Source organism: Variovorax sp. AC194, assembly GCF_979257995.1.
Genome location: NZ_OZ409823.1, coordinates 5,588,186 through 5,608,809 on the forward strand (window position 1 = coordinate 5,588,186; position 20,624 = coordinate 5,608,809).

At 68.5% G+C, this 20,624-nt stretch carries 20 protein-coding genes; 17 read left to right on the forward strand and 3 right to left on the reverse strand.

The features are described from left to right. Nucleotide 1 precedes the first annotated feature (1 nt). Nucleotides 2-580, reverse strand: coding sequence for a TetR/AcrR family transcriptional regulator (locus ACZYRS_RS26520; RefSeq protein WP_198785873.1), 579 nt, complete (start codon nt 578-580; stop codon nt 2-4). 149 nt (nt 581-729) lie between these two features. Between ACZYRS_RS26520 and ACZYRS_RS26525 the strand changes: the two genes are divergently transcribed. After that, nucleotides 730-1,533: an SDR family NAD(P)-dependent oxidoreductase gene (locus ACZYRS_RS26525; protein ID WP_463421611.1), complete on the forward strand. Its 804-nt coding sequence runs from the start codon at nt 730-732 to the stop codon at nt 1,531-1,533. Here the strand turns inward: ACZYRS_RS26525 and ACZYRS_RS26530 are convergent. Together ACZYRS_RS26530 and paaY are read right to left on the reverse strand one after the other, a co-directional pair. Next, nucleotides 1,515-2,180: a TetR/AcrR family transcriptional regulator gene (locus ACZYRS_RS26530; RefSeq protein WP_463421612.1), complete on the reverse strand. Its 666-nt coding sequence runs from the start codon at nt 2,178-2,180 to the stop codon at nt 1,515-1,517. The two genes, ACZYRS_RS26525 and ACZYRS_RS26530, sit on opposite strands and share 19 nt — an antisense overlap. A 65-nt stretch (nt 2,181-2,245) precedes the next feature. Continuing rightward, entirely contained in the window at nt 2,246-2,848 is a 603-nt protein-coding gene (paaY, locus tag ACZYRS_RS26535) for a phenylacetic acid degradation protein PaaY (RefSeq protein ID WP_463421613.1), read from the reverse strand. A gap of 149 nt (nt 2,849-2,997) precedes the next feature. Between paaY and ACZYRS_RS26540 the strand changes: the two genes are divergently transcribed. From ACZYRS_RS26540 to ACZYRS_RS26615, 16 genes are all read left to right on the forward strand, one after another. Beyond that, nucleotides 2,998-3,801, forward strand: coding sequence for an enoyl-CoA hydratase-related protein (locus ACZYRS_RS26540; protein ID WP_463421614.1), 804 nt, complete (start codon nt 2,998-3,000; stop codon nt 3,799-3,801). A gap of 2 nt (nt 3,802-3,803) precedes the next feature. Continuing rightward, nucleotides 3,804-4,247, forward strand: a complete 444-nt coding sequence (gene paaI, locus ACZYRS_RS26545) for a hydroxyphenylacetyl-CoA thioesterase PaaI (protein WP_463421615.1) — start codon at nt 3,804-3,806, stop codon at nt 4,245-4,247. Between the two features lie 33 nt (nt 4,248-4,280). After that, nucleotides 4,281-5,591 carry a phenylacetate--CoA ligase PaaK gene (gene paaK / locus ACZYRS_RS26550; RefSeq protein ID WP_463421616.1) on the forward strand — a complete coding sequence of 437 codons (1,311 nt, stop codon included), beginning with the start codon at nt 4,281-4,283 and terminating at the stop codon, nt 5,589-5,591. A 28-nt stretch (nt 5,592-5,619) separates the two neighbouring features. After that, nucleotides 5,620-8,064, forward strand: coding sequence for a penicillin acylase family protein (locus tag ACZYRS_RS26555; RefSeq protein WP_463421617.1), 2,445 nt, complete (start codon nt 5,620-5,622; stop codon nt 8,062-8,064). A gap of 43 nt (nt 8,065-8,107) precedes the next feature. Then, nucleotides 8,108-9,115, forward strand: a complete 1,008-nt coding sequence (gene paaA, locus ACZYRS_RS26560; RefSeq protein ID WP_463421618.1) for a 1,2-phenylacetyl-CoA epoxidase subunit PaaA — start codon at nt 8,108-8,110, stop codon at nt 9,113-9,115. Beyond that, nucleotides 9,112-9,411 carry a 1,2-phenylacetyl-CoA epoxidase subunit PaaB gene (gene paaB / locus ACZYRS_RS26565; protein WP_042578792.1) on the forward strand — a complete coding sequence of 100 codons (300 nt, stop codon included), beginning with the start codon at nt 9,112-9,114 and terminating at the stop codon, nt 9,409-9,411. The genes paaA and paaB overlap by 4 nt, the downstream gene beginning before the upstream one ends. A 169-nt stretch (nt 9,412-9,580) precedes the next feature. Then, the gene (gene paaC / locus ACZYRS_RS26570; RefSeq protein WP_463421619.1) at nt 9,581-10,360 is read left to right on the forward strand and encodes a 1,2-phenylacetyl-CoA epoxidase subunit PaaC; all 780 of its coding nucleotides are present in this window, start codon (nt 9,581-9,583) and stop codon (nt 10,358-10,360) included. 8 nt (nt 10,361-10,368) lie between these two features. Then, nucleotides 10,369-10,884, forward strand: a complete 516-nt coding sequence (paaD, locus tag ACZYRS_RS26575) for a 1,2-phenylacetyl-CoA epoxidase subunit PaaD (protein ID WP_463422539.1) — start codon at nt 10,369-10,371, stop codon at nt 10,882-10,884. 130 nt (nt 10,885-11,014) lie between these two features. Beyond that, nucleotides 11,015-12,100: a 1,2-phenylacetyl-CoA epoxidase subunit PaaE gene (gene paaE / locus ACZYRS_RS26580; RefSeq protein WP_198785884.1), complete on the forward strand. Its 1,086-nt coding sequence runs from the start codon at nt 11,015-11,017 to the stop codon at nt 12,098-12,100. 43 nt (nt 12,101-12,143) lie between these two features. Next, nucleotides 12,144-13,289 (forward strand): ABC transporter substrate-binding protein, encoded by a 1,146-nt coding sequence (locus tag ACZYRS_RS26585; protein ID WP_463421620.1) that lies wholly within the window; start codon nt 12,144-12,146, stop codon nt 13,287-13,289. A 192-nt stretch (nt 13,290-13,481) separates the two neighbouring features. Then, nucleotides 13,482-14,510 (forward strand): branched-chain amino acid ABC transporter permease, encoded by a 1,029-nt coding sequence (locus tag ACZYRS_RS26590; protein ID WP_463421621.1) that lies wholly within the window; start codon nt 13,482-13,484, stop codon nt 14,508-14,510. After that, a complete protein-coding gene (locus ACZYRS_RS26595; protein WP_463421622.1) occupies nt 14,507-16,408 on the forward strand; it encodes a branched-chain amino acid ABC transporter ATP-binding protein/permease in 1,902 nt (633 codons plus the stop codon). The genes ACZYRS_RS26590 and ACZYRS_RS26595 overlap by 4 nt, the downstream gene beginning before the upstream one ends. A gap of 5 nt (nt 16,409-16,413) precedes the next feature. Further along, nucleotides 16,414-17,163 (forward strand): ABC transporter ATP-binding protein, encoded by a 750-nt coding sequence (locus tag ACZYRS_RS26600; protein WP_463422540.1) that lies wholly within the window; start codon nt 16,414-16,416, stop codon nt 17,161-17,163. A 24-nt stretch (nt 17,164-17,187) separates the two neighbouring features. Beyond that, nucleotides 17,188-19,239 carry a phenylacetic acid degradation bifunctional protein PaaZ gene (gene paaZ / locus ACZYRS_RS26605; RefSeq protein WP_463421623.1) on the forward strand — a complete coding sequence of 684 codons (2,052 nt, stop codon included), beginning with the start codon at nt 17,188-17,190 and terminating at the stop codon, nt 19,237-19,239. Beyond that, nucleotides 19,239-19,997, forward strand: coding sequence for an SDR family NAD(P)-dependent oxidoreductase (locus tag ACZYRS_RS26610; protein WP_463421624.1), 759 nt, complete (start codon nt 19,239-19,241; stop codon nt 19,995-19,997). Before paaZ ends, ACZYRS_RS26610 begins: the two co-directional genes overlap by 1 nt. A 30-nt stretch (nt 19,998-20,027) precedes the next feature. Then, complete coding sequence (locus ACZYRS_RS26615) at nt 20,028-20,588, forward strand: methyltransferase family protein (protein ID WP_198785890.1); 561 nt, start codon at nt 20,028-20,030, stop codon at nt 20,586-20,588. The last annotated feature ends 36 nt before the right edge of the window (nt 20,589-20,624 follow it).

The following is a 20,624-nucleotide window of genomic DNA, read 5'->3' on the forward strand; positions in this document are numbered from 1 at the left end:
CTCAGGCCTTCGGCGCGGCCTGCAGGCCCGCGAGCACTTCGCGCAGGATTTCTTCGGACAGGGCCTCGTCGTCCACGGCGCGGGCCAGCACCACGCCGCCGTACATCGACGCGAGCATGCGGATCGCATCGCCCTTCGCGTTCTTCTTCGAGCGCCACGGGAAGTTCTTCGCGAACCGGTCGATGACCGACTTCAGGTACGCCGTGAGCGGCGCGCCCACACCCTGCTCGCTGCCCGGCTGGCCCGAGTGCGCGGCGAACGCCGCCACGAGGCAGCCGTCGGCGCGGCCGTCGCGGTGGTCGGGGCTGAGGTAGTCGCGCACATAGGTGCGCATGCCTTCGGGCGTTTCGCCGGCCGCATCGAGGTCGGCGAGCGCAGCGTCCCCCGAGTGCGTGATGCACTCGGCCATCAGCGCCTCCTTCGAGTCGAAGTGGTTGTAGAACGGCCCGTGCGTGAGGCCCGTGGCTTTCATGATCTCGCTCACGCTCACGCCGTCGAAGCCGCGCTCCTTGAACAGGCGCGAGGCCTCGGCAAGGATCTTCTGGTGCTTTTCGGCGGTTTCCGCTGCTGGGTATCGCATGTGACCTCTTTCTGTTCCGGGGTACTTCAGGACCGCGGTTGACGTTAAGCATGATACCCATCATGCTTCGCCACTTCAAACATGATGGTCATCATGCTTTGATCCACACCCCTCCAAACCCACCACCACTGAACCTGAATGGATTCCAAATGAGCGAACAAGCAACCCTCGGCACCGCCATCGTCACAGGCGCCTCGGCCGGCCTCGGCAAGATCTACGCGGACCGCCTGGCCCGCCGCGGCCACGACCTCGTGCTGGTGGCGCGCCGCGCCGACCTGCTGGAAGAAGTCGCGGCCGCCCTGCGCACCCAATACGGCGTGAAGGTGCAGACGCTCGCGGCCGACCTCGCCGTGGCCGACGACCTCGCGCGCGTCACCCGAGTCATCGCCACCGACGCGTCGATCACCCTGCTGGTCAACAACGCCGGCCTCTCGACGCTGGCGCCCGTCGCGCAGACCACGACCGCGCAGCTGCAAAGCATGCTGGACGTGAACATCAACGCCCTCGCGCACCTGAGCCACGCCGCGCTGGCCGCCTTCAAGGCGCGCGACCGCGGCACGCTGGTGAACATCGGCTCGGTGCTGGGCTTCCACACGCTGCCGATCAGCAGCATCTACAGCGGCACCAAGGCCTTCGTGGTCGCGTTCACGCGCGGGCTGCAGGACGAAGTGGCGGGCACCGGCGTGAAGGTGCAGCTGGTGCTGCCGGCGGCGACGGCCACCGACATCTGGGAACTCTCAGGCGTGCCGATGTCGGCGCTGGCCGAGGGCACGATCATGGCCGCCGAAGACTGCGTGGATGCGGCCATCGCCGGCCTCGACCTGGGCGAGCCGATCACCCTGCCGTCGGTGAACGACGCCGCGCTGCTCGCGACTTTCGTCGATGCAGGCGCCACGCTGTTCGGCGCCTCGCAGACCAGCAAGCCGGCAGCGCGCTACTTGAAGACGGCCTGATCAGCCTGCGCGGCGATCGCGGCCTGCGCGGCCGCGATCGCCGCGTAGTCCGGTGACTTCACCGCCCCGATGCCGCCCAGGAACAGATCGGCCACGATCGGCGCGATCGCCGCGTGGTCGAGCGTTCCGCCCGGCTTCATCCAGGTGAACATCCAGTTGATCATGCCGAACAGCAGCATGGTCAGCGGCTTGGCCAGGTCGTCGCTGGGCGCGCCGGGCCGCAGCGCCGACACCGCGCGCGCGAAGCCCGCGACCACCTCGCGCTCCTTGTCGAGCACGCGCTCGCGGTCTTCGTCGTCGAGAAAGCGCACGTCGTCGGTCAGCACGCGGTGCGCGTCCTGCGCGCCGGCGTATTCCTCGACGATGCGGTAGATGAAGCGGCGAAGGCGCTGCTCATCGGTGTGCGTCGAGGCCTCCTCCTCAGCCACCAGCGCCGCGAGCTTGGAGACGTGCGTCTCGGCGATGCTGATGAGAAGGCTGCTCTTGTCCTTGTAGTAGTGATAGAGCGTGGCCTTCGAGAGGTTGCACGCCTCGGCCACCTGGTTCATCGACGTGGCGGGATAGCCCCGGCGCGCGAACAGCTGGGCGGCCTGCGCGAGGATCAGCTCGCGCTGGTCGTCGTAAGTGGCGGATCTTCCACGCGGCATCGGTCGGGTTCCTGGGATGAATCGGTTGGGAGGAGCGCGCGATCTTGCATGAAGCGCGGCGCGGTTCAGCCGCGCTTGGTGGCGATGAGCGGGCGCACGTCGATGGCGGGCATGCGCGGGCGCCCGGCCTCCACCGCCGCGAGCGGCGCCACTTCGTGCAGGCTCTCGAGGCAGCGCACCGTCAGCGCCTGGTAGACGTGCGTGCCTTCGAGCTTCCAGGCGATCTCCTCCTCGGTGAGCTCGCGCTTGACCTTCGCCGGAATGCCCGACACCAGCGAGCGCGCCGGCACCTTCATGCCGGCTGGAACGAAGGCGCAGGCCGCGACGATGGCCTTCTCGCCGATCTCGGCCTCGTCCATCACCACCGCGTTCATGCCCACCAGCGCATCGCGCCGCACGATGCAGCTGTGCAGGATCGCGCCGTGGCCGATGTGGCCGTTGACTTCCACCACCGTGTCGTTGTCGGGAAAGCCGTGGATGCAGCAGTGGTCCTGCACGTTGGAGCCCTCCTCCAGAACGATGCGGCCGAAGTCGCCGCGCAGGCTCGCGCAGGGGCCGACATAGCAGCGGGGGCCGACGATCACGTCGCCGATCAGCACCGCGCTGGGGTGCACGTAGGCGCTCGGGTCGACGACGGGAATCACGCCGTCGATGGAATAGCTGGGCATTCGGTCGGTCTCCTTTTTTTGGGAACTCAGGGTTTGCCCTGAATCAACCCGCTTGTGTCGGGATTGAGCTCGATCCTAAAATCAACCGAACGGTCGGTCAATAGTGTTTGCGAGCCGATTCGTACCCACACAAGGATGAGAGACGCCCCATGTCAGAACCTTTAGTTCTCACCAGCAACGCTGGCGCGGTCCGCACGCTGAGCCTGAACCGCCCCGCCGCACTCAACAGCTTCACGACCGCGCTGCATGCCGAATTGATGGCCGCGCTGGAATCGGCAGCCGGCGACGACAGCGTGCGTTGCGTCGTTCTCACCGGCGCCGGCCGCGCCTTCTGCGCGGGGCAGGACCTCGCCGATCCCTCGGTCGCCCCGGACCCCACACCCGGCGCTGCGCCCAAGGACCTGGGCCACGTCATCTCCACTTACTACGCCCCGCTCGTCGCGCGCCTGCGCTCGATGCCGGTACCGGTGGTCGCAGCCGTCAACGGCGTTGCAGCGGGAGCGGGCGCCAACCTCGCGCTGTGCTGCGACCTCGTGGTGGCCGGCCGCTCGGCCAGCTTCATCCAGGCCTTCACCAAGATCGGCCTCGTGCCCGACACCGGCGGCACCTGGCTGCTGCCGCGCCTCGTGGGCTCGGCGCGCGCAATGGGCATCGCGCTGCTGGGCGACAAGCTCCCCGCCGAAGAAGCCGCGCGCATCGGCCTGATCTGGCAGTGCGTGGACGACGCGGCGCTGGCCGATGCGGCCGCCGCGCTCGCATCGAAGCTCGCCGCCATGCCGACCCGCGCCCTCGTCGCGACGCGCCAGGCGATGGCCGCCGCGCAGGACATGGACCTCGATGCCGCGCTCGCCGAAGAAGCCCGCCTGCAGCGCGACATGGGCAACGCCGACGACTACCGCGAAGGCGTCGAGGCCTTCCGCGCCAAGCGCGCGCCTGTGTTCAAGGACCGCTGAACATGACCGACACCCACCGCACGCCGCAGCAGACCGCCGAGTACGTCCGCGACGGCATGCTCGCCAACGACAACGCCACCAAGGGCCTGGACATGCGCATCGTGGAGGTCGGCCCCGGCCAGGCCACGATCCAGATGCGGGTGCGCACCGACATGCTCAACGGCCACGCCACTTGCCACGGCGGCTTCATGGCCACGCTGGCCGACTCGACCTTCGCCTTCGCCTGCAACTCGTACAACGAGCTGACGGTGGCCTCGGGCTTCTCGATCGACTTCATCGCCCCCGCGCGCGAAGGCGACGTGCTCACCGCGCGCTGCCACGAAGTCTCCAAGGCCGGGCGCACCGGCGTGTACGACACCGAAATCACCAACCAGCGCGGCGAGCGCATCGCGATGTTCCGCGGCCGTTCGTACACCGCCAAGGGCCGGCCCGCCGTCCCCGCCTGAAGAGACCGAAGAGACCGAAGAGACGAAATCACCATGACCGCCCGACACCCCGCCCCCGGCGAACTCGATGCCATCGAAACCGCGAGCCGCGACGAGATCACCGCGCTGCAGCTCACGCGCCTGCGCGCCACGCTGCAGCGCGCCTACGACAACGTGCCGCACTACCGCCGTGCCTTCGATGCCAAGGGCGTGCACCCGGACGACCTGAAGTCGCTCGCCGACCTGTCGAAGTTTCCGTTCACGGTGAAGACCGACCTGCGCGACAACTACCCCTTCGGCATGTTCGCGGTGCCGCGCACGCAGGTCGCGCGCATCCATGCATCGTCGGGCACCACCGGCAAGCCGACCGTCGTGGGCTACACGAAGAACGACATCGACACCTGGGCCGATCTCGTCGCGCGCTCCATCCGCGCCGCGGGCGGCCGCGCGGGCGACATGATCCACGTGGCCTACGGCTACGGTCTCTTCACCGGCGGCCTGGGCGCGCACTACGGCGCCGAGCGCGCGGGCTGCACGGTCATTCCGATGTCCGGCGGGCAGACCGAGAAGCAGGTGCAGCTCATCCAGGACTTCAAGCCCGACATCATCATGGTCACGCCCAGCTACATGCAGGTGATCATCGAGCAGTTCGAGCGCCAGGGCCTCGACGCGAAAGACAGTTCTCTCAAGATCGGCATCTTCGGCGCCGAGCCGTGGACCGAGGCGATGCGCCGCGACATCGAGGCCAAGGCCGGCATCGACGCGGTCGACATCTACGGCCTCTCCGAAGTGATGGGCCCGGGCGTCGCGAGCGAATGCGTCGAGAGCAAGGACGGCCCGGTGATCTGGGAAGACCATTTCTACCCCGAGATCATCGACCCCGAAACAGGCGAGCTGAAGGCCGACGGCGAAGAGGGCGAGCTGGTCTTCACGTCGCTCAGCAAAGAAGCGATGCCGATCATCCGCTACCGCACGCGCGACCTCACGCGCCTCTTGCCGCCCACCTCGCGCGCCTTCCGCCGCATGGGCAAGATCGTCGGGCGCAGCGACGACATGATGATCATCCGCGGCGTGAACGTCTTTCCCACGCAGGTGGAAGAAATCGTGCTCGCGCACAAGAGCCTCTCGGGCCTCTACCAGGTGCACGTGAGCCGTGCCGACAAGCTCGACGAGGTCGAGGTGCACTGCGAGCTCAACCCCGCCGACGCCGCCTCGGCCGACCGCACCGCGATCGGCGATTGGGTGCAGCACCGCGTGAAGACGCTCATCGGCATTTCCACGCGCGTGGTGGTCCACGCGCCCAACGAGATGGAACGTACCCAGACCGGCAAGGCCCGCCGCGTGATCGACACGCGCCCGCGCTGAGCGCATCGCCTCCCACAGAACGTAACCGATGACATTGAATTTCCGACCGATCGCCCTCGCCTGCGCCGCCCTCGTGCTGGCCGGCTGCGCCGCCACGACGTCCGCGCCCGGCGGCAAGGTCACGATCAAGCGCGACGCCTACGGCGTGCCGCACGTGTATGCCAACGACGTGCGCGGCCTGTTCCACGGCTTCGGCTACGCGGTCGCCGAAGACCGCCTGTTCCAGATGGAGATGGCCCGCCGCGCAGTGCTCGGCACGGTCTCCGAAGTGATGGGCCCAGCCTACGTCGCGCTCGACAAGGGCAGCCGCGCCGGCTTCACGCCCGCCTCCATCCGCGCGCAGATGGCGCGCCTGTCGCCCGACGACAAGGCAATCTTCGACGGCTATGCCGCGGGATTCAACGCGCGCGTCAACGAAGTGCTCGCGGCCGAGGCGACGCTGTTGCCCAAGCAGTTCACCGACGCCGGGTTCAAGCCGAAGGCCGACTGGACGGGCTACGACGTGGCCATGATCTGGGTCGGCACCATGGCCAACCGCTACTCCAACGTGAGCAGCGAGGTCGCCAACCTGCGCCTCCTGGAGCAACTGCGCAAGGCGCGCGGCGACGTCGCCGGCCGCCAGCTGTTCGACCAGATCCGCTGGGTGGAAGACCCGCTCGCGCCGACCACCGTGCCGCGCACCGGCGCGCGCGCACAGGCTGCTGCCGTGCAGCCGGCCGGCGGCGACGCCGTCGCCCGCCTGGCCCCCGTCTCGCCCGAGCTGCTGGTCGCGCGCAACGACATCGACGCGGCCCGCCGCGGCGTGGCCGAGCCGTGGACCCGGCCCATCGCCAGCAACCTCTGGATCGCCGGCCCGTCCAAGACCACCGACGGCAGCACCGTCTTCATCAACGGCCCGCAGTTCAACTGGTTCAACCCGTCCTACGTGTTCGGCATCGGCCTGCACGGCGCCGGCTTCGACGTGACGGGCAACACGCCGTTCGCGCACCCGGTCGTGCTCTTCGGCACCAACGGCAAGATCGCCTGGGGCGCCACCGCCGGACCGCTGGACGTGAACGACATGTACCAGGAGAAGCTCAACCCGGCCAACCCGCACCAGTACCAGTTCAACGGCGCGATGCGCGCGATGACCCAGCGTACCGAAGTGATCAAGGTCAAGGGCCAGCCCGACCAGAGCGTGGACGTGTTCGCCACCGTGCACGGCATCGTCACCAACTTCGACCTGCCCAACGGCACCGCCTATTCGATGAAGCGCAGCTGGGACGGCTACGAGCTCGAATCGCTGCTCGGCTGGATCCACTCGATGCAGGCGAAGAACTGGGACCAGTGGCTGGCACAGGCCTCGCGCGTGGCCATCACCATCAACTGGTACTACGCGGACACCGAAGGCAACATCGGCTATGTCTCGCCCGGCCGCCTGCCGATCCGCCCGGCCACGCAGGACATCCGCCTGCCGGCCTTGGGCGACGGCTCGATGGAATGGCTCGGCATCCGCCCCTTCAGCGAAGACCCCAGGACCTTCAACCCGGCGCAGGGCTACGTGGCCAACTGGAACAACCAGTCCGCCCCGGGCGCGGTGAGCGACGGCGGCAACTACTCGGTGGTCGACCGCGTGCGCGAATTCACCGCGCGCCTGGAAGCCAAGCCGAAGCTCACGCCCGAGGAACTGTGGGCGCTCAACCGCACCACCGCCTACGCCGACACCAACGCGCGCTACATGGTGCCCTTCGCCATCGAGGCCACGCGCAACCTGCCGGCCACCGCCCCCGCACGCCGCGCGGCCCGCATGCTGGCCGACTGGAATGCGCTGAACGAAGACCCGGCCGAGCGTGGCGTCTACGACAGCCCCGCCACCACGCTGATGATGAACTGGCTGCCCATCCTCTACAAAAAGGTGCTGGCCGACGACCTGCCGCCCGAGGTGTTCGCGGCCTATGCGGGCAACGGCTACGCGGGCGACACGCAGGTGGCGAGCATCCGCCCCGGCAACGGCATGAAGCTGGTCTACAACGCGCTGCTCGGCGCGAAGGCCGGCGTGCCGCAGACCTACGACTTCTTCAACGGCGAAGACAGGAACGCGGTGCTGGGCACCACGCTCGCGGAGGCCATGGCCGCGCTGGAGAAGCGCTACGGCAAGGACACCGCGAAGTGGCGCACGCCGGTGGTCAAGCACGCCTTTCTCACCAGCAACTTCATCGGCGCACCGCAGGCGGGTGCCGACGAGCTGCTCACGCTGCCCAGCTTCATGAACCGGGGCTCGCAGAACGACAAGGTGGTGCTCGGTGCGCGCGGCGTCACGCTGTGCACCGCCGCGCCGCCCGGCCAGAGCGGCTTCGTCGCGCCCGACGGCCGCAAGTCGGCGCACTACGCCGACCAGATGACGCTTTTCAAGGACTTCGGCTGCAAGAGCGAGGCGCTGACGCCCGCCGAAGTGGACCGCCACGCCGAATCGACCAAGCAGCTGAGCTACTGACCGCAGCCCGGCACACACCCATTCACCCGCAAGGAGAACCACGATGTACACGCAAGCCATGGACACCATGGGCAAGGACGCAGGCGACGGCAAGAAGGCCGTGCGTTCGGCCGACGAGATGCGGCTCGAGGAGCGCTTCGATGCGCAGATCGATGCCGGCGACTTCATCGAGGCCAAGGACTGGATGCCCGAGCACTACCGCAAGACGCTGGTGCGCCAGATCAGCCAGCACGCGCACTCCGAGATCGTCGGCATGCTGCCCGAGGGCAACTGGATCAGCCGCGCGCCGACGTTGAAGCGCAAGGCCATCCTCTTGGCCAAGGTGCAGGACGAGGGCGGCCACGGGCTCTACCTGTATGCCGCCGCCGAGACGCTGGGCACCTCGCGCGACCAGATGTTCGACGCGCTGCACAGCGGCAAGGCCAAGTACAGCTCGATCTTCAACTACCCCACGCTCACCTGGGCCGACATGGGCACCATCGGCTGGCTGGTCGATGGCGCGGCCATCATGAACCAGGTGCCGATCTGCCGCTGCTCGTACGCGCCGTATGCGCGCGCCATGATCCGCATCTGCCGCGAGGAGAGCTTTCACCAGCGCCAGGGCTACGAGGCGCTGCTCACCATGATGACCCACGGCACCGACGCGCAGAAGGCGATGGTGCAGGACGCGGTGAACCGCTGGTGGTGGCCCTCGATCATGATGTTCGGCCCGCCGGACGACCAGTCGCCCAACTCGGCGCAGTCGATGCGCTGGGGCATCAAGCGCTTCAGCAACGACGAGCTGCGCCAGAAGTTCATCGACGCGGCCGTCGAGCAGGCCGCCATCCTCGGCGTGACCCTGCCCGACCCCGACCTGAAGTGGAACGAGGAGCGCCAGGCGCACGACTTCGGCACGATCGACTGGAGCGAGTTCTGGCGCGTGGTGGGCGGCGACGGCCCCTGCAACCGCGAGCGCCTGCAGGCGCGCGTCGACGCCTGGGAAGACGGCGAATGGGTCCGCGAGGCCGCCATGGCCCACGCCAACAAGCAACCAATGAAGGAGGCCGCATGAGCGCCGATACGACCAAGCAAGAGTGGCCCCTGTGGGAAGTGTTCGTGCGCAGCAAGGCGGGCCTGGACCACAAGCACTGCGGCAGCCTGCACGCGGCCGATTCGAAGATGGCCATCCAGATGGCGCGCGACGTGTACACGCGCCGCCAGGAAGGCAGCAGCATCTGGGTGGTGCGCTCCGAGCAGATCGTGGCGAGCGATCCGGGCGAGAAGGACATGTACTTCGATCCGGCCGAAGACAAGGTCTACCGCCATCCGACTTTCTACGCGCTGCCCAAGCAGGTCGACCACATGTAATGCCCACCCAGCCGTTCGGGCTGAGCCTGTCGCCCTTCGACGAGCTCAGGATGAACGGATCGAGACACGCTCGCCCCCAACCATTCGGGCTGAGCTTGTCGAAGCCGGTCACCAGCCTTCGACAAGCTCAGGCCGAACGGATCGGGAGTCGCAAAAGGAATTCAACACCATGCAAGCATCGATCGAACTGAACCGCACGCCCGCCGTGCAATACCTGCTGCGCATCGGCGACACGTGCCTCGTGCTCGCGCAGCGCCTGGGCGAGTGGTGCGGCCATGCGCCCGTGCTGGAAGAAGACATCGCGATGGCCAACATCGCCCTGGACCTCGTGGGCCAGGCCCGCGGCCTGCTCACGCACGCCGGCAAGCTGGAGGGCGAGGGCCGCGCGCACGACGAGGACCAGCTCGCGTACCTGCGCAACGAGCGCGACTACTTCAACCTCACGCTGGTCGAGCTGCCGCGCGGCGACTTCGCCTTTGCCGTGGTGCGCAACACCATGGTCGCCACGCTGCTCAAGCTGCTGTGGCAGCGCCTCGCGGCATCGAGCGACGCCGAAGTGGCCGCCATCGCCGGCAAGGCCGTGAAGGAAGCGCGCTACCACCAGCAGCACTCGGCCGACTGGGTCGTGCGCCTGGGCGACGGCACCGACGAATCGCGCCGCCGCACCGAGAAGGCCTTCAAGCAACTCTGGCTCTACGTGCCGGAGCTGTTCGAGAGCGATGCGGTGGACGAAGCCGCGAGCGCCAGCGGCCTCGGCCCGGGCTGGAACGAACTGCGCGAACCCTGGCTCGCCGAGATGCAGCAGGTGCTCGACGCGGCCGGCCTCGCGATGCCGAAGGAAGCCGCCTTCCGCAGCACGGGCAAGCAGGGCGTGCACAGCGAGCACATGGGCTACATCCTCACCGAGATGCAGCACCTGCAGCGCAGCTTCCCCGGAGGCGTGTGGTGAACACCGACATGGCCTCGCGCGTCGACGCGGCGTGGGCGGTGCTGCACACGGTGCTCGACCCCGAGGTGCCGGCCGTGTCGGTGTGCGACCTGGGCATCGTGCGCGAAGTGATCGAGCACGACGACGGCCTGGAGATCGTGCTCACGCCGACCTACTCCGGCTGCCCCGCGACCGAGGCCATCGAGCACGACGTGCTGGCGGCCATCGCGCAGGCGGGCCTGGGCCATGCACGCGCCACGCTGCGCCGCGCGCCCGCGTGGAGCAGCGACTGGATCAGCGACGAAGGCCGCGCCAAGCTCAAGGCCTACGGTATCGCGCCGCCGGCCCACCTCACGCCCGAAGCCGCCGCCAACACCGCGATGCCGATCAAGCTCTTCGGGCGCATCGCCGGCGAACGCATCGCCTGCCCGCGCTGCGCGAGCGAGCGCACCGAGCGCCTCTCAGCCTTCGGCTCCACGGCCTGCAAGGCGCTCTACCGCTGCATGGCCTGCCGCGAACCCTTCGAACACTTCAAGCCCATATGAAGAACCACCCCCAGGCTTCGCGCACTTCGTGTCGCTTCTCCTCCCCCCTCAAGGGGGCGCTGCCAGTGGCCCGGCAAAGCCGGTTCCACAGCAGCCCTGGAAAAACGCCTGGCAACCCTGAGCATCTGGCATGAGTACCCTTTTCCACCCCCTTCGCGTGAAGGCCATCGAGCCCGACACGCACGAGGCCGTCATCGTCTCGTTCGAGGTGCCGGCCGATCTGCAGGAAGTCTTCGGCTTCACGCAGGGCCAGTACCTGACCCTGCGCCACGACATCGACGGCCAGGACCTGCGCCGCTCCTATTCGATCTGCGCGGGCCTGGACGACGGCGAGCTGCGCGTGGGCGTGCGCAAGGTGCGCGGCGGCGTGTTCTCCAACTGGATCAACGCGAACCTGCAGCCGGGCGACACGCTGCAGGTGATGGCGCCGCAGGGCCGCTTCTTCGTGCCGATCGAGCCGGCCTCGGCGCGGCACCACGTGGGCATCGCGGGCGGCAGCGGCATCACGCCGATCCTCTCCATCATGAAGACGGTGCTGGCGCGCGAACCCGCGAGCCGCTTCACGCTGATCTACGGCAACCGGCAATTGCAGTCCACGATGTTCAAGGAAGAAATCGAGGACCTGAAGAACCGCTACATGACGCGCCTCGTGCTGCTGCACGTGTTCTCCGACGAGCACACCGATTCGCCCCTGGGCTTCGGCGTGATGAACCGCGAGAAGATCGGCGAGTTTTTGCAGTCGGTGGTGCCGGCCAAGAAGATCGACCACGTGTATGTCTGCGGCCCGTTCCAGATGAACGACGAGGCCGAGGCCGCGCTGCTCGCGGCCGGCGTGCCGGAAGACCGCATCCACATCGAGCGCTTCGGCGTCGCGCTGCCCTCGGCCACACAGGTCGGCGCCGTGGTGCACGAGCCGCTGCCGGGCGACGCCAAGCAGGCCCGCATCACCATCGTGCGCGACGGCCTGCAGCGCGAGATCACCTTCACCGAGGGCCAGCCCAGCATCCTCGATGCGGCCTCGGCCGCGGGCCTGGAAGTGCCGTTCTCGTGCACCTCGGGCGTGTGCGGCACCTGCCGCGCCAAGTGCGTTGACGGGGAAGTCCGCATGGAACGCAACTTCGCGCTCGACAAGAATGAAGTGGCCGCGGGGTTCGTCCTGACCTGCCAGGCACACCCCCTCACCGAACGTGTCACCTTGTCCTTCGACGAGCGTTGATACTTCAGGCCTCAACGATTTTTCAACCCGGAGACAAGCCCAAATGAAATTCTTCAAGCCCCTTCTGATCGCCGCGCTGTGCGCCACCGCCGCCGCGGCGTGGGCCGACGTCAATGTCGGCGTGACGGTCTCGGCCACCGGCCCTGCCGCCTCGCTCGGCATTCCCGAGAAGAACACCATCGCGCTGATGCCCAAGACCATCGGCGGCCAGAAGATCAACTACATCGTGCTGGACGATGCCTCCGACACCACCGCGGCCGTGGCCAACACCCGCAAGCTCATCGCCGAGAACAAGGTCGACATCGTGCTGGGCTCCACCACCACGCCCAACTCGCTCGCGATGATCGACGTGGTGAGCGAGGCCAAGGTGCCGATGATCTCCATCGCCGCTTCGGCCCGCATCATCGAGCCGATGGACGCGAAGAAGAAGTGGGTCTTCAAGACGCCGCAGAACGACATCATGATGTCGCTGGCCATCGCCGAGCACATGGCCGCCAACGGCGTGAAGACGGTCGCCTTCATCGGCTTCTCCGATGCGTACGGCGAAGGCTGGTCGGAAGAATTCGCCAAGGCCGCCGCGCTCAAGAAGATCACCATCGTGGCCAACGAGCGCTATTCGCGCAGCGATACCTCGGTGACCGGCCAGGCGCTGAAGATCATGTCCGCCAAGGCCGACGCCGTGCTGGTCGCAGGCTCCGGCACGCCGGCCGCGCTGCCGCAGAAGACGCTCAAGGAGCGCGGCTACACCGGCAAGATGTACCAGACGCACGGCGTGGCGAACGCCGACTTCCTGCGCGTGGGCGGCAAGGACGTGGAAGGCACCTTCCTGCCCGCCGGCCCCGTGCTCGTGGCCGACCAGCTGCCGGCCAGCAACCCGGTCAAGAAGTCTGCGCTGACCTACGTGGCGGCCTATGAAGCGGCCAACGGCAAGGGCAGCGTGTCGACCTTCGGCGCGCACGCATGGGATGCGGGTCTCCTGATGACGTCGGCCGTTCCGGTCGCGCTGAAGAAGGCGCAGCCGGGCACGCCGGAATTCCGCGCGGCGCTGCGCGATGCGCTGGAGCAGGTCAAGGAAGTGTCGGGCGCGCATGGCGTGTTCAGCATGACCGAGAAGGATCACCTCGGTCTGGACCAGCGCGCCCGCGTGATGGTCAAGATCGAAAACGGCGCCTGGAAGTACCAGCCCTGATGTCTTGACTCCCTCCCCCCGGGGGAGGGCAGGGGTGGGGGCACGACGGCACACGGCAAGGCACTGCGCCGAACAAGGGCCGCTTGCCCCCATCCCAACCTTCCCCCAGAGGGGGAAGGCGCAATGCAGCGCGGCTGACGGCGTTGGCGGCAGACACTGATTCGATACACGGGCCGAGCCCAAAGGTTCTTTATGGATTTGCAGATCGCCCTGTTGTTGGGGCAGGACGGCATCGTCAACGGTGCCGTCTATGGATTGATGGCGCTCGCCCTCGTGCTGGTGTTCTCGGTCACGCGCGTCATCTTCATTCCCCAGGGCGAGTTCGTCGCCTTCGGGGCCCTCTCGATGGCGATGCTGCAGGCCGGCCGCGTGCCGGCCACGCTGTGGCTCTTGCTCGCGCTCGCGGCGATGGTGCTGGTGGTGGAGTTCTGGCGCTGGAAGCGCGGCGCGGTGGTCGACTGGGCCTCGGCGCTCGCCTGGTGCGTGGTGCTGCCGCTGGCGGCCGCCGCGCTGGTGCTGCTGCTCAAGCCCACCTCGATGGCGGGGCAGACGCTCACCACGCTCATCCTCATCATGCCGCTCGGCCCGCTGCTCTACCGCCTGGCCTACCGGCCGCTGGCGGACGCCAACGTGCTGATGCTGCTGATCGTCTCGGTCGCGCTGCACGGCGTGCTGGTGGGCCTGGGTCTCCTCTTCTTCGGCGCCGAAGGCTCGCGCACCACGGCCTTCTCGGATGCGCGCTTCGACATCGGCGGCATTCCCGTCAGCGGGCAATCGCTGGTGGTGGTGGGCGTCACGCTGCTGCTGGTGATCGCGATGTTCCTGTTCTTCGGGCGTTCGATGGTGGGCAAGGCGCTGCGCGCCACCGCCATCAACCGCGTGGGCGCACGGCTCTCGGGCATTCCGACCGAGCTCTCGGGCGACCTGAGCTTCGCGCTCGCGGCGCTCATCGGCGCGGTGTCGGGGCTGCTCATCGCGCCGATCACCACCGTGTACTACGACACCGGCTTTCTCATCGGCCTCAAAGGCTTCGTGGCGGCCATCGTCGGCGGGCTCGCGAGCTATCCGCTGGCGCTCGTCGGCGCGCTGCTGGTGGGGCAGCTCGAAGCCTTCGCCTCTTTCTGGGCCAGCCCCTTCAAGGAGGTGCTGGTCTTCACCCTGATCATTCCCGTGCTGTGGTGGCGATCGCTGCGCAGCCATCATGTGGAGGACGAGGAATGAGCTCGCCATCCAACAACATCGCCGCCACTGCTCCGCCCGCCGGCAAGCCGCTGGTCACGCCGCGCCAGCTCACCCTGGTCTTCGTCGTCGCGCTCGCGATGGCCTGGGGCTTCCTGCCCGAGTTCACCGTGTCCGTGCTCAGCAACATCGGGCTCTATGCGCTGGTCGCCGCAGGCCTCGTGATGCTCACCGGCGTGGGCGGCATGACCTCCTTCGGCCAGGCCGCGTTCGTCGGCATGGGCGCCTACGCCACCGCGTGGATCTGCACCTCGCCCACCGCCGCCGCATGGATGGGCGGCGCGGTGAGCCCCGCGCTGCTGCCGTGGGCGGGCCTTGCGCTCGGCCTGGTCTTCACCTTCGCGCTCGCCTGGACGCTGGGCGCGGTCACGCTCAAGCTGCAGGGCCACTACCTTCCGCTGTGCACCATCGCCTGGGGCCTGAGTCTTTACTACCTGTTCGGCAACATGGATTTCCTGGGCGGCCAGACCGGCATCACGGGCGTGCCGCCGCTGGTGGTCGCGGGCTTCTCGCTCGCCACGCCGCGCGCGCTCGGCGTGGTGATCTGGGGCGTGCTGCTGCTCGCGCTGTGGGCGATGCACAACCTGCTCGACTCGCGCGAAGGCCGCGCCATCCGCGCGCTCAAGGGCGGACGGCTCATGGCCGAGTCGATGGGCGTCGATACGGCGCGCCACCGCATCAAGCTCTTCGTGCTGGCCGCGCTGCTCGCGGCGGTGTCGGGCTGGCTCTATGCGCACCTGCAGCGCTTCGTGAACCCGACGCCCTTCAACCTGAACATCGGCATCGAGCTTTTGTTCATGGCGGTGGTCGGCGGCGCGGGGCACCTGTGGGGCGCGGTGCTCGGCGCGGCGCTGATCACGCTGCTCAAGGAAAAGCTGCAGGACGTGCTGCCCGCGCTGCTGGGCACGAGCGGCAACTTCGAGGTGGTCGTGTTCGGCCTGCTGATGCTCTTCGTGCTGCAGCGTTTTGCGGACGGGCTCTGGCCCACGGTCTCGCGGCTGGCGAGCCGCTGGGTGCGCGACGACGCGCGCAAGGCGGCGCCTGCCTTGGTACACCCCTCCACGATGCAGCTCGTGCAACGCAAGCTGCCCGCATCGGGCGAGTTGCTGCTCGAGGCCAGCGACGTGAGCAAGCGCTTCGGCGGACTCGTGGCCAACAACGCGATCTCCATGACGCTGAAGGCCGGCGAGATCCATGCGCTGATCGGACCGAACGGCGCCGGCAAGAGCACCTTCTTCAACATGATCTCGGGCGTGGACGATCCCACCTCGGGCGTGGTGCGGCTCTCGGGCCAGTCGATGGCAACGAAGCCTTCGCGCGCCTTCGCCGCGCTGGGCCTGGGCCGCACCTTCCAGCACGTGCGGCTGCTCGGGCAGCGCAGCGTGGTCGAGAACGTCGCGCTCGGCGCCCACCTGCGTGCCAAGCGCGGCTGGCTCGCCGCGATGCTGCGGCTGGACCGCGCCGAAGAGGCCGCGCTGATGGCCGAGGCGCGCCGCCAGATCGAACGCTGCGGCCTCGGCGCGCACGCCGACACGCCGGCCGCATCGCTCTCGCTCGGCCAGCAGCGCGTGGTCGAAATCGCGCGCGCGCTCGCAGGCCAGCCGTCGGTGCTGCTGCTCGACGAGCCCGCCGCGGGCCTGCGCCACCTCGAAAAGCGCGCGCTCTCCGTGCTGCTGAGCCAGCTGCGCGCCGAGGGCCTGGGCATCCTGGTGGTGGAGCACGACATGGAGTTCGTGATGAACCTGGCCGACCGCATCACGGTGCTCGAATTCGGCACCGTCATCGCCACCGGCACGCCGGCCGAAGTGCAGGCCAACCCGCGCGTGCTCGAGGCCTACCTCGGCGGCGCCGACGACGAACTGCTGGAAGACGCACGATGACCGCGATGACCACACCCCTGCTCCAACTCCAGGACTTCTGCGTCGCCTACCGCACCGTCGAAGCGGTGCACAGCGTGCGCCTGCATGTGAACGAAGGCGAGATCGTCACCGTCATCGGCCCCAACGGCGCGGGCAAGACCACGCTCCTGTGCGCGGCGATGGGCCTCCTGCCTTCCACCGGCGCGCTCACGCTCTCGGGCGAGCGCATCGCGCGCCCCGGCGTGGAGACCATGGTCGCGCGCGGCGTGGCGCTCGTGCCCGAGCGGCGCGAGCTGTTCGGCGAGATGTCGGTCGAAGACAACCTGTTGCTCGGCGGCTTCTACCAATGGCGCAAGGGCAAGCGCGACCAGCGCGCGCGCATGGAGGAGGTGTTCGCCATCTTCCCGCGCCTGCGCGAGCGCAAGCCCCAGCTGGCCTCCACGCTCTCGGGCGGCGAACGCCAGATGCTGGCCATCGGCCGCGCGCTGATGGCGCGGCCGCGCCTCCTGATGCTGGACGAACCGTCGCTGGGCCTCGCGCCGCTGGTCGTGCGCGAAGTGCTGCGCGTGGTCTCGCAACTGCGAAGCCATGGCGTCTCGGTGCTGCTCGTGGAGCAGAACGCGCGCGCCGCGCTGCAGGTGGCCGACCGCGCCTACGTGCTGGAGATGGGCGCCGTGGCGCTCGAAGGCAACGCGCGCGAGCTGTTGCACGACCAGCGAATCATCGACACCTACCTGGGCATCGGCAACCGCAACGCGGAACCCGCCGTCGCCTGAACCCCCGGACGCTCAAGGACCTCCATGACCACCCTTCAAAGCTACATCGCCGGCCGCTGGATCGGCAAAGAGAGCGCGCAGCAGCTGCGCAGCGCCATCAACGGCCAGCCCGTGGCCGCGACGCATGCCGAGGCGATCGACTTCGCCGAGGCGCTGCAGTACGCGCGCCGCACCGGCATTCCCGCGCTCATGAAGCTGGACTTCCAGCAGCGCGCCGAGCGCCTGAAGGCGCTGGCCAAGTACCTCGCGGCGAACAAGGAAACGCTCTACGCGATCTCGGCCCACACCGGCGCCACGCGCGCCGACAGCTGGATCGACATCGAAGGCGGCGCGGGCACGCTGAGCGCCTATGCGGGCATCGGCTCCAACGAGCTGCCCTCGGGCAACCTCGTGCACGAAGGCCCGGCCTTCCCGCTCGGCAAGAAGGGCGGCTTTGCGGGCACGCACATCCTGGTGCCGCGCGGCGGCGTGGCGGTGCACATCAACGCCTTCAACTTTCCGGTGTGGGGGCTGCTCGAGAAGTTCGCGCCCAGTTTCCTTGCGGGCATGCCGTGCATCAGCAAGCCGGCCTCGGCCACCAGCTACCTCACCGAGGCGGCCGTGCGGCTCATCGTGCAGTCGGGCATCCTGCCCGAGGGCAGCCTGCAGCTGGTGATCGGCGGCACGGGCGACCTGCTCGATCGCCTCGAAGGCCCCGACGTGGTGACCTTCACCGGCTCGGCCGACACCGCCGCCAAGCTGCGCGTGCACCCGAACATCGTGCGCCAGTCGATCCCGTTCAACGCCGAGGCCGACTCGCTCAACTGCGCGATCCTCGCGCCCGACGTGACGCCCGACGACGAGGAGTTCGATCTCTTCGTGAAGGAAGTGGCGCGCGAGATGACGACCAAGGCCGGCCAGAAGTGCACCGCGATCCGCCGCGCGATCGTGCCGCGCCAGCACCTGGATGCGGTGGCCGAGCGCCTGCGCGCGCGGCTCGCGAAAACGGTCATCGGCGATCCGTCGCGCGAAGAGGTGCGCATGGGCGCCCTCGCTTCGCACGCGCAGCAGGCCGACGTGGCCGAGCGCGTGGCCATGCTGCTGCAGGGCGCCGAGCTGGTCTACGGCGAGCGCGACGGCTTCTCGCCCGTGGGCGACGGTGTCGCCGAGGGCGCCTTCTTCGCGCCCACGCTGCTCCTGAGCCGCAAGCCCCTCGAACACGATGCCGCGCACGACGTCGAGGCCTTCGGGCCCGTCAGCACGCTGATGCCCTATGACGGGATCGACGAAGCGTTGGCGCTCGCCGCACGCGGCCGCGGCAGCCTCGTGGGCACGCTGGTCACGCGCGATCCGGCCATCGCGGCCAAGGCCATCCCGGTCGCCGCCGCATGGCACGGCCGCCTGCTGGTGCTCGACCGCGAAGCCGCCACCGAATCGACTGGCCACGGCTCGCCGCTGCCGCAGCTCAAGCACGGCGGCCCGGGCCGCGCGGGCGGGGGCGAAGAGCTCGGCGGCCTGCGCGCCGTCAAGCACTACCTGCAGCGCGCCGCGGTGCAGGGCTCGCCCACGATGCTGGCCGCGATCACCGGCGAGCACGTGCGCGGCGCGGCCGTGCGCGAGAGCGATGTGCACCCGTTCCGCAGCTACTTCGAAGACCTGCGCATCGGCGACTCGCTGCTCACGCACCGCCGCACCGTCGGCGAGGCCGACATCGTGGCCTTCGGCGGCATCTCGGGCGACTATTTCTACATGCACTTCGACGAAGTGGCGGCCAAGGAGTCGCCGTTCGGCAAGCGCATCGCGCACGGCTACTTCGTGCTCTCGGCGGCGGCGGGCCTGTTCGTCTCGCCGGCGCCCGGCCCGGTGCTGGCCAACTACGGCCTCGATACGCTGCGCTTCGTCAAGCCCGTGGGCATCGGCGACACGATCCGCGCGCGCCTCACATGCAAGCGCAAGATCGACCGCAACAAGAAGGACGCGAGCGGCCAGGGCCAGGGCGTGGTGGCCTGGGACGTGGAGGTGACGAACCAGGATGGCGACGTGGTCGCGAGCTACGATATCCTGACCCTCGTCTCCAAGAAACCGGAAGCCACCTGATGTTCGATCTCACGGGAAAAGTCGCGCTCGTCACCGGCGGCAACGGCGGCATAGGTCTCGGCATGGCCCAGGGCCTGGCGAAAGCCGGCGCGCGCGTCATCGTCGCGGCGCGCAATGCGCAGAAGTCGGCCGCCGCGGTGGAAGCCCTGAAGGCCCTGGGCAGCGACAGCTTCGCGCTCGAAGTCGACGTGACCAGCGAAGCATCCGTTCAGAAGGGGTTCGACGACGCGGTCGCGCGCTGCGGCCGGCTCGACATCCTCGTGAACAACGCCGGCACCACGGTGCGCAAGCCCGTCGACCAGCTCGCGCTCGCCGAATGGCACCAGGTGATGGACACCAACCTCACGAGCGCGTTTCTGTGCAGCCGCGCCGCGCACCCGCACCTGAAGGCGGCCGGCGGAGGGAAGGTCATCAACATCGGCTCGATGATGTCGATCTTCGGCGCGCCCTATGCGCCGGCCTATGCCGCGAGCAAGGCGGGCATCGTGCAGCTGACCAAATCGACCGCGCTTTCGTGGGCGGCCGACAACATCCAGGTCAACGCGATCCTGCCCGGCTGGTTCGAGACCGAGCTCACCGACGGCGCGCGCAGCCAGATTCCGGGCCTGTACGACCGCGTGGTGGCCCGCGCCGCCGCCGGCCGCTGGGGCCAGCCGGCCGACATCGCGGGCACCGCGGTGTTCCTCGCGAGCGCCGCTTCCGACTACGTGACCGGCACCGCCATTCCGGTCGATGGCGGGTTTTCGATCTCTGGCTGAAGACGGGCGGCCCGTGTAAATTCGGCCGCCATGCTCTTCTGGTTCCAGATCTTCCTTCTTGTCGCCGGCACTGCCGCGCTGCTCTACGTCTCGCGCGGGCCGTTGCGCCAGCCCGGCTCGCATGGCTTCTACCGCTTCTTCGCGTGGGAATGCATGCTGGTGCTGATCGTGGTGAACCTGCCGGTGTGGCATGTCGATCCGTTCTCGGCGACGCAGATTCTTTCGTGCGTATTCCTGGCGCTGTCGATCTGGCTGCCGATCCACGCGGTGCGCCTGCTCAAGGCGCAGGGCAAGCCCAGTGATGCGCGCAACGACGACCCGGCCCTCTACGGCTTCGAGAAGACCTCCTCGCTCGTGACCTCGGGCGCCTTCCGCTACATCCGCCACCCGATGTACACCGCGCTGATGCTGCTGGCCTGGGGCGCCTTCCTCAAGCAGTTCACCTGGCTCACGCTGGCGCTGGTGGCGGCGGCCACGCTGCTCTTGGTGCTGACGGCGCTCAGCGACGAGAAGGAATGCATCTCGCATTTCGGCGACACCTACCGCGACTACATGCGCCGCACGCGGCGCTTCATTCCGTTCGTGCTGTAGTTGGCCATTCGGGCGCGGGATGCGTCCGTCGTTTCG